The sequence below is a fragment of the Pseudomonas sp. NPDC087336 genome (genome assembly GCF_044744285.1).
Classification (GTDB): domain Bacteria; phylum Pseudomonadota; class Gammaproteobacteria; order Pseudomonadales; family Pseudomonadaceae; genus Aquipseudomonas.
In genome coordinates, this window is record NZ_JBIUYA010000012.1 from 103,218 (window position 1) to 117,700 (window position 14,483).

Sequence of the window (14,483 nt, forward strand, 5' to 3'; positions counted from 1 at the left end):
ATCACCGCGTTTCACAAAGGTTGACTCAATGTCCATGCGTAACGATGCCAACGATGACTTCGACGATGTACCGAGCCTGCGTGCAGACATCCTCGATGACGATGATTTCCCGAAGAGCACTCGCACCACCGTGCATTCGCGTACACCGCCCGTGGTCAAGGTCAAGGCGGCAAGCACCGGCCCGTTGTGGGCACTGGTCGGCGCCTTGTTCTTTGCCTTCGCGGGCCTTGCCTGGTGGAGCTTCCAACAGATTTCGCTGATGGAACAACAGCTGGTGGCGACCCAGGAAAGCTTTGCGCGAATCAGTGAAGAAGCGGCGGGGCGTCTGCAGGATATTTCCGGCAAGGTGGTCGCCAGCCAGACCAACGTCAGCACCGACAGCGAAGCGCTGAAGCTGCAAATCCGCCAGCTGCAAAGCCAGTTGCAGGATCAGGGCAAGCAACAGCAGGGCGTCGCCGGCCAGGCCTCGGACCTGGACAAACGCCTGGCGCAGATGACCGCGCAGACCAGTGAGCTGGACAAGCGCCTGGCCCAGATGGCCGCCCAGGACACCGAGCAGCAGAAGGCCAATGCGCAGGTGCAGGAGCAGGTCAAAGCCTTGGGCAGTGAACTGACCACGCTGAAAAATACCCCGGCGGACACCGAAAAATTCGATGCGCAACTGAAGAGTCTGGGCGCTGACATCACGGCGCTGAAGAAACAGGGCAATCCGAACGCCGCCATCGACCGCCTGGAACAGGACATCGTCGTCCTCAAGAGCCAACAGGACAACCGTCCCGGCGCTCCTCAAGGCGCAAGCACTGCTGAGTTCGATGCCTTCCGTAGCCAGGTCACCCGGACCATCAACAGCCTGCAAGCGCAGATCCAGAACCTGCAACAGCAACTGCGCACTCGCCAATAGGCCCTGCCTCATTCCCGGTTCGCCGGGAATGATCCCCTTGTGCACCTCGATTCGCTGAATGTCCCTGCATGCGCCATTGCCGTCTACGCTCTTGAAACATTTAAAGGAACGAGGGACGCGCCATGGGAGTTGTGCACAAGTTGGCCTGGCTGGTCGGCATGCTGCTGATGTGCCTGGGCCAGGTTCAAGCTGCTGGAACCGAAAAGGCTGACAGCCAGGCCGCAATCGCCTTGCTGGAGAAAGCCCTGGCCTACTACCACGACAATGGCGACAAGGCCTTCGCCGCCTTCAGCCGCCAGGGCGAGTTTGTCGACCAGGACCGCTATGTCTTCGTGGTCGATACCAAGGGCGTGATGCTCGCCAGCGGCGGGCCCTCGGCGGCGCTGATTGGCCGGGATGTGTCGGATGTGCTCGGGCCGGATCTGCAAAAAGCTTTCAAGGATGCGCTGAAAGTGCCCGAGGGCAACGGCATCCAGCAGGCGGAGTACCGTTGGCAAAACTGGTCTGACGGCAAGGTCGAGCGCAAGCATGTCTACTATCAGCGTGTCGGCCAGCGAATCCTCGCTGTCGGCTACTACCTGCCGCGGGCTTCGGCGGAACAGGCCATGGCCCTGCTGAACAAGGCGGCCACCGACCTGGCGAAGGACGAAAAGGGCACCCTGAAAGCGATCAACTCCCTCAAGGGCGGCTACCTGCAGGATGACCTGTATGTATTTGTCGTCGACCTCGATACCCGGCGCTACATCGCCCATGGGACCAATCTGCGATTGATCAACACCGATTTCAGCAAGATCAATGATCCGGATGGAAAGCCGGTAGGGGAGCCGATGCTGGCGCTGATCGGGCAACAGGATTACGGCGAGTATGAATACCGCTGGAAAAACCCGGTGACCGGGAAGGTCGAGAACAAGCATGCCTACCTGAAAAAGGTCGGGCATTTCCTGGTGGCTGTGGGGTATTACAGCCCTTGAATCTCTCGCAGACCTGTAGGAGCCAGGCTTGCCGGCGAAGAACGATAACGCGGTATATCAGACACACTGCGGCGTTCGCTGGCAAGCCTGGCTCCTACAGGGCCCGGTCCTCGCGCCCGCGCAACACCATGTCCGGCATGGCGATCGCCGCCGCCAGCCCCAGCAGCGACACCGCCGCACTCACCATCAGCAAATGCCTGAACGTCAGCAACAGTTCCGCGCGCAAGGCATCCTGCGCGTCTCCCGGCGCGGCGTTCAGGCCGTCCAGCAAGACGTTACCCGAGTGACCTTCGGCCATCAGCGAAGAGCCGGCCAGATGGGCGAAGCTCGAATCCTGCAACAACGCCAGCAACAGCGCCGACATCAACGCCACGCCCACCGCACCGCCCAGTGAGCGGAACAGGTTGGTGGTACTGGTGGCAACGCCAATGTCACGCTGTTGCACCGAGTTCTGCGTGCCGACCAGGGAGGTCGGAAACTGCATGCCCGAGGCGATTCCGCAGAACAGCATGAACAGGCTGCTCAGCAAAAAGGCCTGGGGCGGGCTGAACGCCATGCCGAGAATCGACAACGGCATGAGCAGTGCGCCAGTCAGGATCATCGGCTTGTAGCGCCCGGTCACAGAGGTACGGCGGCCGGCGAAATACGCGCCGATCGGCAATCCCATGGCCAAGGGCAGCAGGTGCAGGGCGGCGCTGTCCGCACCGGCACCGGTGACACTCTGGAAGCGCAGGGGCATCAGCACGATCAACGAAATGGCCTGGAAGCTGGTGAAGAAAATCGTGCACCAGCACAGGATTGCATTGCGGTTGGCGAACAGGTGCATCGGTAGCAATGGCTCCGATGTCCGTCGTTCATGCAGCACGAACAGGCCCAGCACCGCTGCCGCACAAGCCAGCAACCCCAATACTTCGGCACTGCGCCAGGAATGGCCCTGGCCGAACTGGGTGATGCCCAGCAACAAAGCCGTCAGCCCGATGATCATCAACAGGGTACCGAGGTAATCGATCACGGGTTTGCGTTGCGGAATCGGCAAGCCCACCAGCGTGCGATTGCCCACCAGCCACGCCCCCAGGCCCAGCGGCAAATTGATCAGGAATACCCAGCGCCAGGACAGGTATTGGGTCATGTACCCGCCCAGTACCGGGCCGGCGACGCTGGCCACCGCATACATGCTGCTGAAGTAGCCCTGATAACGGCCGCGCTCGCGGGGCGGCACGATGTCGCCGATGATCGCCTGACTGACCGAGATCATGCCACCGGCACCGATCCCCTGGAGAATTCGCGCCAGCACCAGCTGCTCCATGCTCTGGGCCATGCCGCAGAACAGTGACGCCAGGGTGAACAGGCTCATGCCGAACAGCATCAATTTGCGCCGCCCATACAAGTCGCCCAATTTGCCGTAGATCGGCACCGCCACCGTCATTGCCACCATGTAGCCGGAAATCACCCAGGCCAGCAGGCTGACGTCCTTGAACTGCGCGGAAATGGCCGGCATCGACACGGCAACAATGGTCTGGTCCAGGGCACCGAGGAAAATCGCCAGCATCAGCGCGATCAGCACGCTGCGGATGGCCGGTTTGGGCAATTCAGGCTGGTGGAGATTGGTCACGGGTAAACCTGCGGCAGTGGTGGACCCGCCGAGGCAAGGCGAGCGGATGCTTGCCAGTTTAAGTCGGTAGGAAGCTATTCGATAGCCTCGTATGGAAGGTCTGGTAAATCGATTGCAAACCTTCGACCTGACGAGCGGCCACCAGGTCGCGGGTGACTTCGGTTTGGCCGTAGAACATCACCGTTTTGCCACTGGCCTGCGCTTGCAGAGCGCACGCGACCAAAGGAGGTGAATGATTTTTATGGATCGAAAGCTTGCATTTTTCCCTTGCGGGTCGGTCAATTGAAGGTGAAAACTGAGCGGATAGCTGTACATTCTGCCAATCGGTGCGATTATCGCCCGTCGTCCATTCCGAAACCTGGATTGAAGTGATGAACAAGCCTGACCTGCCTTCGATTCCGGTGTTCAAGCTCTACGGTGAAAGCCTGGATTGGCCGACCCCGGACTTGCTGCACTGTGAAACCATTTCCAACCGCAGTCGCGAACATCAATGGGAAATCAAACCCCACCGCCACGCCGATTTATGTCAGTTGCTCTTCGTATTCAAAGGTCAGGCAGAGCTTGAAATCGAAGGCAAACGTACGCAACTGACCGAACCGGCGATCCAGATCCTGCCGCCGCTGTCAGTGCATGGCTTCCGGTTCAGCGAAGATGTCGAGGGGTTCGTGGTCACGCTCGCGGCACCGCTGATCGCGCATCTTCAGGCGCAGCTGGGGCATTCGGTGAATGCCCTGGCCCAAGCCGAGAGCTACCCGGCGGGCCTGGACGCCGAGTACCTCAATAGTCTGTTCAGCGCGTTGCAGAGCGAATATACCGGCCACCAGCCAGCGCGGGACATGCTCATGCATTCGCTGGTCAGCGTGATCATGGTGTGGGTCAGCCGCCAGGTGATCCAGCGCCGCTCAGTCGGTCAACGACCGCAGCGGGCTCGGGAATACCTCAATGGCTACATCCAGTTGGTGGAAGAAACCTATCGCCAGCACGTCAAGGTTGAAGACCTGGCCCATCGGCTGGGGATTTCGGTCTCCCATCTCAATGGCACCTGCCGTGAGCTGGCGGGGCAACCGGCGTTGCAGATCATGCACGAACGGCAGTTGCTGGAAGCCAAGCGCCTGCTGACCTATACCAGCATGACCATCTATGAAATGTCCGACGTGTTGGGTTTCTCCGATCCGACCAACTTCACGCGCCTGTTTCGGCGCCGCGTGGGCATCTCGCCAAAGGCGTTCCGCGACCGCTTGAAGGCCGATCAGGACAAGGAGGCCTGACCCGTTCGTTACCGCAGGGCGTTAAGGGTCGCGTTGTGCGGAATGCAGCGTTCGAAATTGCAGCTGGCTGATTCCCGGGGCAAGTTGCGCAGCTGCTCGACGCGCCAGGCGGCAGCGCCATACAGCCCGAGCGTGACCGCGCAGGTGATGAAGATGGCGAGGTACCTTCTTGTTTTGATGTTCATGGCGTAGACCTCTGAACGAATGCCCTTCGGTACTACCTTGAGCATAGGTCAGGCTTGTAATAGCTGCCGCAGGTTTGCGTCCCACGCTGGTTCTTCGGGAAACCTCAGCACCAGAAAATCCAGCAAGCAGCGCAGCGCCGATGGCATGTGTTTGCGTGAGGCGTACACCGCGTACACGTTCATCTGCCGGGGTTCGGCCTGGGGCAGCAGGCGCACCAGTTCGCCGCTGTGGATATGCACACCCGCCTGATAAGTCGGCAACATCGCCACCCCGGCGCCGGCCATGGCTGCACGCAGCAATGTGCTGGCTTCGTTGGCGCTGATGTTGCCTTGCACCGGCACTGACACCTGCTCGCCGTCCTGCTCGAAATGCCAGAGGCTTTTACCGAAATAGGAATGGGTCAGACAGTTGTGCTGGCACAGGTCTTCGACCCGCCGGGGCGTCGGATGCTCGCGCAGGTAAGCGGGGGAGGCGCAGATCACCGAACGGCAGACGGTAAGTCGCCGGGCGATCAGGTTCGGGTCCAGGTCATTGCTGGTGCGAATGGCCAGGTCAATGCGCTCATCCACCAGGTTCACTGTGCGATCAAGCATCTGCATGTCGATGCTGACACCCGGGTAGCGCTTGACGAAAGCTGCCATGGCATCGGCCAACTGCGCCTGGCCGAACGAGGTGCTGACGCTGATTCGCAGCAGGCCGCGGGGTGCATCGTCCGGCACGCTGACGGCGGCTTGCATGTCCGTGGACAGGTCGAGCATCTGCCGGCAGCGGGGCAGCATTTCACTGCCGGCGGCGGTCAGGCTCAATTTGCGCGTGGTGCGGTGCATCAGGCGTGCGCCGACCCAGTCTTCCAGTTCCGCCAGATAGCGCGAAACCACCGGCCGTGACAGCTCCAGGTGATCGGCGGCGGCCGACTGGCTACCGAGATCGACCACCGTGACGAACACCCGCATTGCGTGTAGACGATCCATGATTTGCCCGATTTCAGAAACAAACTATGTTCAAGCATCGCATTTTTTGTACTGAGGCATGCAACTAAGCTCTGTTCCCATATCGGCCAACCCTGGCCCGCGAACAACGGAGCAACTGATGATCGGTTTCACCACACTCAAACGCGTCTTGCTGGCGACCACCGCCCTCTGTTTCGCCGCCCACGCCGCCGCGTCGACGTTGACGCTGGATGTGTATAACCCTGGTGACAAAGCGATATTCCCGGTGACCTCGGTGCTGGTCAGCGGCGAGAAAGAGGTGATCCTGGTGGACGCCCAGTTCGGCAAGTCCCAAGCCGCGCAAGTGGTGGAAAAGATCCGCGCCAGCGGCAAGCAACTGACCACCATCTACATCAGCCACGGCGACCCGGATTACTACTTCGGCCTCGATACCCTGACGACTGCATTCCCCACGGCCAAAGTGCTCGCTTCACAGCCGACCGTCGATCACATCAAGCACACCGTCGACGGCAAACTGGCGTTCTGGGGGCCGAAGTTGGGGGCTGACGCGCCCGCTAAAGCCATCGTGCCGGATGTGCTCAAGGGCGACAGCCTGATGCTCGAAGGGCAGAAGTTGCAGGTGGTCGGTTTGCAGGGCAAACAACCGGATCGCAGCTTCGTGTGGATTCCATCGATCAAGGCCGTGGTCGGGGGCGTGGTCGTGGCAGAAAACATCCACGTGTGGATGGCCGACACCCAGTCTGCACAGTCCCATACCGATTGGTTGGCTACGCTGCATTCGATCGAAACCCTGAAGCCGAACACGGTCGTGCCGGGGCATTACCTCGGCGAGAGCGCCCGTTCCCTGGCCGCCGTGCAGTTCACTGCCGATTACATCAAGGCCTTCGATGAAGAAACCGCCAAGGCCAAGGATTCGGCGGCACTGATCGCGGCGATGAAAAAGCGCTACCCGACGCTGGGCGAGGAAAGCTCGTTGGAGCTGAGCGCCAAGGTCGCCAAGGGCGAGATGAAGTGGTAACCCGCATTTGATCGTTCCCACGCTCTGCGTGGGAATGCCTCAAGGGACGCTCCGCGTTCCAATGGGACGCAGAGCGTCCCGGGCTGCATTCCCACGCAGAGCGTGGGAACGATCATACGAGTACACCCAATCCGGGTATTGAGATCACCCTACAGGTTTCGATTACCGCGATTGCGCCTGCTCCACCAACCACCCCATCAACTCGCGCAACTTCGCCGAAGGCGCGGGCTTCTCCGGGAAAACCAGGTAATACGCCAATCCGGTTTTCACCTTCAATTCAAAGGGCATGACCAGCCTCCCGGCACTCAAGTCATCGCCGATCAACGACCAGTCACCGATCGCCACCCCCGTGCCCTGGGACGCCATCGACATGGCCAGGTCCAGCGTTTCGAAATGCTGGCCCTTGCTCACGTTGCTCAGGCGAATATCCGCAGTGGCCAGCCAGGCCTTCCAGTCCCGTTCATCCCGGGTCGGGTGCAGGAGCATGTGCTGCTCCAGATCTTCCGGCGACTGGAGCGGCACCGAACCTTCGAGCAACGGCTTGGAGCACACCGGCGTCAGTTGTTCATCGAAGAGTTTTTGCGACACCAGCAAGCCGTCCGGCGGCGCGCCATACATCACTGCCGCATCGAACTGCTCGCGATGAAAGTCCACGCCGTGCTTGACCGTGGTGGTCAGCTCCACCGGCACGTCTGGGCGTTCCCTTTGCCATTGCAACAGGCGTGGCAGCAACCAGCGCATGACGCAGGTCGGAGCCTTGAGCTGCAGGGTTTCGCGCTTCTCGCCGATCTGCTCCACCGCCTCGTCGATCAGGCCGAAAATCTGCTGGACCCGTGGCAGCCATTCCCGTCCTTCGGCCGTCAGGTCCAGGCCTCGGGCCTGACGGATGAACAATTCATAACCCAGGAAATCTTCCAGCCCGGCGATCTGCCGACTCACCGCGCCCTGGGTGATAAACAGTTGTTCGGCAGCACGGGTGAAATTGCAGCACTGCGCGGTAATCAGGAATGTGTGCAGCGCCGGCAGGGGAGGCAGTCGTTTCATTGGGATCCAAGGTATGACGTGAGGACATGGCTAGTATGACTTTTTATCCATTGTTGCGGCTATGTGTCGCCCGTTCCAATGAGGCCATCCCTGGACCTGCGAATCCATCATAAACACTGCGCAGGCCCGGCGTCTCAAACGAACAAGAAGGGCAATGACATGGCGACGTGCGGCGAAGTATTGGTCAAGTTACTCGAAGGTTACGGAGTCGAGCAGGTATTCGGCATTCCCGGGGTTCATACCGTGGAGCTGTATCGCGGGCTGGCCCGTTCGAGCATCAACCACGTCACCCCGCGTCACGAGCAAGGCGCCGGCTTCATGGCTGACGGCTATGCCCGCACCAGCGGCAAGCCGGGTGTGTGCTTCATCATCACCGGCCCTGGCATGACCAACATCACCACGGCAATGGGCCAGGCTTATGCCGACTCGATCCCGATGCTGGTGATCTCCAGCGTACAGACCCGCAACCAGCTGGGCGGCGGTCGCGGCAAGCTCCACGAGCTGCCGAACCAGAGCGCACTGGTCGGTGGCGTGGCGGCGTTCTCCCATACCCTGATGTCGGCGTCCGAATTGCCGGGCGTGCTGGCCCGAGCCTTCGCGCTGTTCCAGGCTGGTCGTCCGCGTCCGGTGCACATCGAAATTCCGTTGGACGTTCTGGTTGAAGAAGCCGACGACCTGCTCGCCAGCGTACCGGTCAACATTGACCGCGCCGGTGCCGCACCGTCCGCCGTAAGCCGCATGACCGAGCTGCTGGCCGGCGCCAAGCGTCCGTTGATCCTCGCCGGTGGTGGCGCCATCGATGCCGCCGCCGAGCTGACCGAACTGGCCGAACTGCTGGACGCACCTGTAGCGCTGACCATCAATGCCAAGGGCATGCTGCACTCCGCTCACCCGTTGCTGATTGGTTCGACCCAGAGCCTGGTTGCCACCCGCGCACTGGTCGCCGAGGCCGACGTGGTGCTGGCCATCGGTACCGAGCTGGCCGAGACCGACTATGACGTGACCTTCGCCGGTGGTTTCGAGATCCCTGGCAAGCTACTGCGCGTCGACATCGATCCGGACCAGACCGTACGCAACTATCCGCCGCACGTGGCCTTGGTCGCCGACTCGCGCAACGCCGCCCAGGCCTTGCTCAGCGCACTGTCGCACAAGCCGCTGGCCGAGCGCCGCAACGATTGGGGCCAGGTGCGCGCCGCGCGTTTGCGCGAAGAACTGGCCGCCACCTGGGATGCGCCGACCCTGGCCCAGACCCGTTTCCTGGAAACCGTTCTGCACGAGCTGCCGAACGCAGTATTCGTCGGCGATTCGACCCAACCGGTGTACACCGGCAACCTGGCGTTCAACCTGGAACGCCCGCGTCGCTGGTTCAACTCCTCCACCGGCTACGGCACCCTCGGTTATGCCTTGCCGGCGGCGATCGGCGCCTGGTTGGGGGGCATCGTCGAAGGCGGCGCACGTCCGCCAGTGGTGTGCCTGATCGGCGACGGCGGCCTGCAATTCACCCTGCCGGAACTGGCCAGCGCCGTTGAAGCGCGCACACCGGTGATCGTGCTGCTGTGGAATAACCAGGGTTACGAAGAGATCAAGAAATACATGGTCAACCGTGCCATCGAGCCGGTGGGCGTGGACATCTACACCCCGGACTTCATCGGTGTGGCGAAGGCTTTGGGTTGCGCTGCCGAGGCGGTCAACGGTGTTGAGCAACTGCGTACGGCATTGCGTGTCGCCACTGATCGCCAGGGCCCGACCCTGATTGAAATCGATCAGACCGAGTGGACGAAGGCGGTGTCGAAATGAGCTTTTCCACGGTTTTTCCGACGACTCTGAACGGCCTTTTCATCGAGGGTAAATGGTCGGCGGGCAACGAACACTTGCGCGTGATCAACCCGTCGACCGAAGCGCTGTTGACCACGGTTAACGGCGGTGACGAGCGGGCCGTCGACCTGGCGGTGAGCGCGGCAACCAAAGCCTTCGCCACCTGGTCGCAGACCAGCGGCGCCGAGCGCGGTGCGATCCTGCGCAAGATTGCGCAAGGCGTGCAGGCCAGTCGCGAGCGCCTGATGCACTTGCAGTCGAGCAACAACGGCAAGCCATTGTTCGAAGCGGCCATCGACGTCGATGACGTGATCGCCACGTTCGAGTATTACGCCGCTCTGGCCGAAGGGCTGGACGCGAAACAGGACAGCCCGGTTGAACTGCCGACCGACGATTTCAGTGCGCGCCTGCGCCGTGAGCCTTGCGGTGTGGTCGGCCTGATCGTGCCGTGGAACTTCCCGATGGTCACCACTGCGTGGAAGCTCGCCCCGGCCCTGGCCGCCGGTTGCTGCGTGGTGCTCAAGCCCTCGGAAGTGACGCCGCTGCCGGAGCTGGAACTGGCGACGATCATTGCCCAGGCCGGCTTGCCTGCCGGTGTGTTCAACTTGGTGTGTGGTACCGGCCTGGCCGTTGGCGCACCGCTGTCGGCGGACCCGCGTATCGCCAAGATTTCCTTCACCGGTAGCAACGCGGTGGGCGTGCAGGTCATGCAACGGGCGGCGGAAACCGTCAAAGGCGTGAGCCTGGAACTGGGCGGCAAATCCTCCTTGCTGGTGCTGGCCGATGCCGACCTCGACCTGGCGGTGGAAGTGGCCTGCGGTGGCGGTTTCTTCAACGCCGGCCAGATGTGCTCCGCCACCAGCCGCGTGCTGGTCGCCGATGAGCTGGCCGATGAGTTCCTCAGCCGGGTGAAGGCCCGTGCCGAAGCCATTCGCGTGGCCGACCCGTTCGACCCGAACGTGGAAATGGGCGCGCTGGTCAATCAGGCGCAATTCCAGCGCGTGCTCGGCCACATCGATCGCGGCTTGAGCGCTGGCGCCAAACTGGTTTGCGGCGGCAATCGCCCGGCAGACCTGCCGCGCGGATATTTTTTGCAGCCGACCGTCTTCACCGACGTGCCCCTGGACAGTGCGCTGTGGTGCGAAGAGATTTTCGGCCCGGTGATTTGCGTACGTCGTTTTGCCTCGCAAGCCGAAGCGATTGCCCTGGCCAACGACAGCCAGTTCGGCCTGGTCGCCAGCGTCGTTACGCGTAACGCAGAAACGGCGGACCGCGTCGCCAACGCTTTGCAGGCGGGGCTTGTATGGATCAATGCGCCGCAAGTGATCTTCCCGCAGACCGCTTGGGGGGGCTACAAGCAGAGCAGCATCGGCCGCGAATTGGGGCCGTGGGGCTTGCAGGCTTTCCAGGAAATCAAGCACGTGATTCGCGCCGTCTGAAGGCACGAAAACGGTCCGCGCATGCCTCCTCGTGAGGCATGCGCCGGCGTCATGGCTTCAATGAATTTTTATCGATAGTCAGGTGTTTTACACGACCTCAGGATGAACCCGCTGGCTCAGTAAAGCCCCCGAAAATACGAGGGGTACCGCGGGTCCAGCCGCGCGGATGCAACAGTTTCGACCTGCCTTATACCTACAAAAACAAAGGGAGTCCGTAATGGGCGAGCATGATCTGAACAGACGTCAATTCATCAAGACCGTGGGCGTAGCCTCGGTTGCCGCGGCGGCCATGAGCCTGCCGTTCGTCAAGGCCAATGCCAGCGACACCCGCTTTCAAGGCAAGACCCTGCGCCTGCTGACCTGGTCCGACGACACCGGCCTGGCCGCATTGCGCAACATCGCCGCGACCTTCGAAGACAAGTACGGCTGCAAGGTCATCGCCGACCGTACCGGCAGTACCTCGGAAATGGTCGCCAAACTCAAGGCCGGCGGTGATCGTCCGCAGTACGACATCATTACCCTGGCCGGTGTCGGCGCCGAAGGCCTGGCCGCCGCCAACCTGCTGGAAAAACCCGACCTCAACCGCATTCCCAACCTGGTCGACGTACCGGAAAAATACCGCACCGGCGCCAATGGCCACGGCATCGGTTACCTGCTCTGGTGCAACAGCCTGGTCTACAGCACGCGCACCATCAAGGAAGCGCCGAACAGCTACGCCGCCCTGTGGGACGCCGACCTGTCGCCGAACATCTTCCTGCCGCCGCCGAACTGGACCGAGGCCATGGACCTGATCATCATCGCCGCCAAACTGGCCGGTGGTGACGAGCACAACATCGAGCCGGGCTTCAAGAAACTCGCCGAACTCAAGGATCGTGTGGTGACCCTGGGCGAGAACCCGAACCAGATTGCCGAGCTGTTCCGTACCGGCTCCCTGGACATGGGCGGCCTGTACGCCCCGGCGTTTTTCCCGAAACAGATCCGCGATCCGAACTACGGCCTGGGTGCCACCTTCGGCATGAAGGAAGGTTTCTACACCGACCTGATGCTCTCGGTGATGCCGAAGAATCGTCCCGGCGATACCGACCTGACCTACGCGTTCATCAACCACTCCCTGGACCCGCTGGTGCAGGGCAAGATGGCTGAAGACATCTACAACGGCCCGGTCAACGCCAAGGCGATCATCTCCGCCGAAGCGCGCAAGAGCCCATACATCCTCACGCCTGAGCAGATTGCCGAGAAGGCGATCATGCACGACAACGCCTTCCTGGCCACCGTGCATGACCAATGGATTCGTCGTTACACGGAAATCTTTTCTTCCTGATCGTGTGACGAACACAGCTCTTGCGAACACCGCATAACCCTGTGGGAGCGGGCTTGCCCGCGATGACGGCCTTCCTGTCGACACTGTTGTGACCGACAGATCGCGATCGCTGGCAAGCCAGCTCCCACAGGGAACGATGTGGTTTCAAGGGTTGTGTTCGCCAACTGCTTTCCATTGACGAGACCCTTTGCTATGGAACACCAACCTTTGACCCATTCGGTCAGTGTCGCTGAGCCGCGCCCGAATCGGGGTGTTTCGCCGACGGCCCGTGCCTGGTTTTTCCTCACGCCGTCGATGCTGTTTCTGGGCGTACTGATTGCCGCCAGCCTGCTGGTGCTGCGCATGAGCGTGGGCACCAAAGGCGCGGAATGGTCCGGGTTCAGCCTGGCCAGCTACGCCCAATTGCTCGAACCCTACTACCTCAAATCGCTGATGCTGACCCTGCGCCTGGCGCTGATCAGCGCGGTGATCGCGGTGATACTGGCGATCCCGGTGGCCTACACCATGTCACGCCTGACTTCGCCGTTCGTGCGGCGGATCTTCCTCGCCGCGGTGCTGTTGCCGTTGCTGGTCAACCTGCTGCTGCAAAGCTACGGCTGGCTGGTGATCCTCGGTCCCGGCGGCATGCTCAACCAGGCACTGATGGGCCTGGGCCTGATCAAGCGCCCGATCATGTTGCTGTACAACCAGAACGGCGTGTTGATGGGGCTGGTGCAAACCGCCTTCCCGCTGGCTGTGTTGCCGATTGCCAGCGCCATGCGCGGTGTCGCCCGCAGCTACGAAGAAGCGGCTGCCACACTCGGCGCCAGTCGTTTCCAGGTGTTCCGCCAAGTGGTCTTGCCGATGAGCCTGCCGGGGATCATCACCGGCGCGACGCTGGTCTTTGCCTACAACGCCAGCAGCTTCGTGGTGCCGCTGCTGCTCGGTGGTCGACGCGTGCCGATGCTGGCGGTGATGGTGCACGACCAGATCGCCCCGCTGATGAACTGGCCCGCTGCATCCGCCGCTGGTGTGGTGCTGATCGTCACGACCCTCGCGATCATGACCCTGTCCGAATACATCACTGGCCGTCGTCGGCGCATGCTGGAGGCTTCGCAATGAGCTCTGTGATCAAGAAGCGCTATTCGCTGCTGCCAGGCGAAACCGGCAAGTTTGCCGGCATCCTCTCGGGTTTCATTTTGTTGCTGGCGGTGTTGCCGATCCTGACCATGATCGTGATGTCGTTCAGCGGCGCGTCGAACCTCGACTTTCCGCCGAGCAGCTACAGCCTGCAATGGTACAAGGCGGCCTGGCACACCTTCGTGTCGCCGGATGCCAGCGACGTGCTGAGCCTGGGCAAGGCCATGACCACCAGCCTGATGGTGGCGTGCCTGACCATGGTCTTCGCCACGCTGATTGCGGTGCCGGCGGCCTATGCGCTGACCCGTTGTGAATTCCGTGGCAAGGCCGTGGCACTGCAACTGATGTCGCTGCCCCTGGTGTTCCCGATGGTGGTGTTGGGCCTGGCGTTACTGCTGGTGTTCGACAGCCTGCCGTTCCAGATGACCACTTCACGTCTGGTGATTGCCCACGTGATCCTGGCGTTGCCGTTTGTGGTGAAGAACTGCACGGCGGCCATGCTCTCGATCGGCAGCGAAGTCGAGGAGGCCGCGCAAATGCTCGGTGCCTCACCGCTGCGGGCGATTGTCGACGTGGTGGTGCCGTTGATGAAGTCGGGGATCCTGGCGGGCATGCTGCTGGCCTTCATCGTCTCGTTCAACGAATTCACCGTGACCTATTTCCTCTACACCATCGACGTGATGACCGTGCCGATCTGGATGTACAGCCGCACCGTGTCTTCGCTCGACCCAACCGTATTTTCGTTTGCCGTGCTGATCGTGCTGATCGACTTCGTCCTGATCTGGGCGCTGGAGAAGCTAGTCGGTGAAGGTGGCGTTTCGTTCTGATTTCTTGAGGTG

14 protein-coding genes are annotated in these 14,483 nt (G+C 61.5%); 9 read left to right on the plus strand and 5 right to left on the minus strand.

Going from position 1 to position 14,483, the window contains the following annotated elements:
* Nucleotides 1-28 precede the first annotated feature (28 nt).
* Together ACIO0C_RS14320 and ACIO0C_RS14325 are read left to right on the plus strand one after the other, a co-directional pair.
* Nucleotides 29-901 (plus strand): ATPase, encoded by an 873-nt coding sequence (locus ACIO0C_RS14320; RefSeq protein WP_401313003.1) that lies wholly within the window; start codon nucleotides 29-31, stop codon nucleotides 899-901.
* Nucleotides 902-1,023: 122 nt separating this feature from the next.
* Entirely contained in the window at nucleotides 1,024-1,872 is an 849-nt protein-coding gene (locus ACIO0C_RS14325; protein WP_401313006.1) for a cache domain-containing protein, read from the plus strand.
* Nucleotides 1,873-1,966: 94 nt separating this feature from the next.
* On the opposite strand, the gene ACIO0C_RS14330 is transcribed toward ACIO0C_RS14325, so the two are convergent.
* Entirely contained in the window at nucleotides 1,967-3,484 is a 1,518-nt protein-coding gene (locus ACIO0C_RS14330; protein ID WP_401313009.1) for an MDR family MFS transporter, read from the minus strand.
* Nucleotides 3,485-3,542: 58 nt separating this feature from the next.
* Nucleotides 3,543-3,863: a hypothetical protein gene (locus ACIO0C_RS14335; protein WP_401313168.1), complete on the minus strand. Its 321-nt coding sequence runs from the start codon at nucleotides 3,861-3,863 to the stop codon at nucleotides 3,543-3,545.
* Between ACIO0C_RS14335 and ACIO0C_RS14340 the strand changes: the two genes are divergently transcribed.
* The gene (locus tag ACIO0C_RS14340) at nucleotides 3,856-4,752 is read left to right on the plus strand and encodes a helix-turn-helix domain-containing protein (protein WP_401313011.1); all 897 of its coding nucleotides are present in this window, start codon (nucleotides 3,856-3,858) and stop codon (nucleotides 4,750-4,752) included. The two genes, ACIO0C_RS14335 and ACIO0C_RS14340, sit on opposite strands and share 8 nt — an antisense overlap.
* Nucleotides 4,753-4,760: 8 nt before the next feature.
* Here the strand turns inward: ACIO0C_RS14340 and ACIO0C_RS14345 are convergent, their stop codons facing one another.
* Both ACIO0C_RS14345 and ACIO0C_RS14350 read right to left on the minus strand, forming a co-directional pair.
* Nucleotides 4,761-4,937 (minus strand): hypothetical protein, encoded by a 177-nt coding sequence (locus ACIO0C_RS14345; protein ID WP_008061905.1) that lies wholly within the window; start codon nucleotides 4,935-4,937, stop codon nucleotides 4,761-4,763.
* A 48-nt stretch (nucleotides 4,938-4,985) separates the two neighbouring features.
* Complete coding sequence (locus tag ACIO0C_RS14350; RefSeq protein ID WP_401313014.1) at nucleotides 4,986-5,909, minus strand: LysR family transcriptional regulator; 924 nt, start codon at nucleotides 5,907-5,909, stop codon at nucleotides 4,986-4,988.
* A gap of 118 nt (nucleotides 5,910-6,027) precedes the next feature.
* Between ACIO0C_RS14350 and ACIO0C_RS14355 the strand changes: the two genes are divergently transcribed.
* On the plus strand, nucleotides 6,028-6,906 hold the full coding sequence (locus ACIO0C_RS14355) for an MBL fold metallo-hydrolase (protein WP_401313016.1): 879 nt from the start codon (nucleotides 6,028-6,030) through the stop codon (nucleotides 6,904-6,906).
* 162 nt (nucleotides 6,907-7,068) lie between these two features.
* Here the strand turns inward: ACIO0C_RS14355 and ACIO0C_RS14360 are convergent, their stop codons facing one another.
* On the minus strand, nucleotides 7,069-7,950 hold the full coding sequence (locus tag ACIO0C_RS14360; protein WP_272603406.1) for a LysR substrate-binding domain-containing protein: 882 nt from the start codon (nucleotides 7,948-7,950) through the stop codon (nucleotides 7,069-7,071).
* A gap of 159 nt (nucleotides 7,951-8,109) precedes the next feature.
* Here ACIO0C_RS14360 and ACIO0C_RS14365 point away from each other — a divergent pair, with 159 nt between their 5' ends.
* From ACIO0C_RS14365 to ACIO0C_RS14385, 5 genes are all read left to right on the plus strand, one after another.
* Nucleotides 8,110-9,747 carry a 5-guanidino-2-oxopentanoate decarboxylase gene (locus ACIO0C_RS14365; protein ID WP_401313018.1) on the plus strand — a complete coding sequence of 546 codons (1,638 nt, stop codon included), beginning with the start codon at nucleotides 8,110-8,112 and terminating at the stop codon, nucleotides 9,745-9,747.
* Nucleotides 9,744-11,204, plus strand: coding sequence for an aldehyde dehydrogenase family protein (locus ACIO0C_RS14370; protein ID WP_401313020.1), 1,461 nt, complete (start codon nucleotides 9,744-9,746; stop codon nucleotides 11,202-11,204). The genes ACIO0C_RS14365 and ACIO0C_RS14370 overlap by 4 nt, the downstream gene beginning before the upstream one ends.
* Before the next feature lie 217 nt (nucleotides 11,205-11,421).
* Nucleotides 11,422-12,525 (plus strand): extracellular solute-binding protein, encoded by a 1,104-nt coding sequence (locus tag ACIO0C_RS14375; RefSeq protein ID WP_046818851.1) that lies wholly within the window; start codon nucleotides 11,422-11,424, stop codon nucleotides 12,523-12,525.
* 192 nt (nucleotides 12,526-12,717) lie between these two features.
* The gene (locus ACIO0C_RS14380) at nucleotides 12,718-13,626 is read left to right on the plus strand and encodes an ABC transporter permease (RefSeq protein ID WP_401313023.1); all 909 of its coding nucleotides are present in this window, start codon (nucleotides 12,718-12,720) and stop codon (nucleotides 13,624-13,626) included.
* Nucleotides 13,623-14,471 (plus strand): ABC transporter permease, encoded by an 849-nt coding sequence (locus tag ACIO0C_RS14385; protein WP_401313026.1) that lies wholly within the window; start codon nucleotides 13,623-13,625, stop codon nucleotides 14,469-14,471. The genes ACIO0C_RS14380 and ACIO0C_RS14385 overlap by 4 nt, the downstream gene beginning before the upstream one ends.
* Nucleotides 14,472-14,483: the final 12 nt, after the last annotated feature.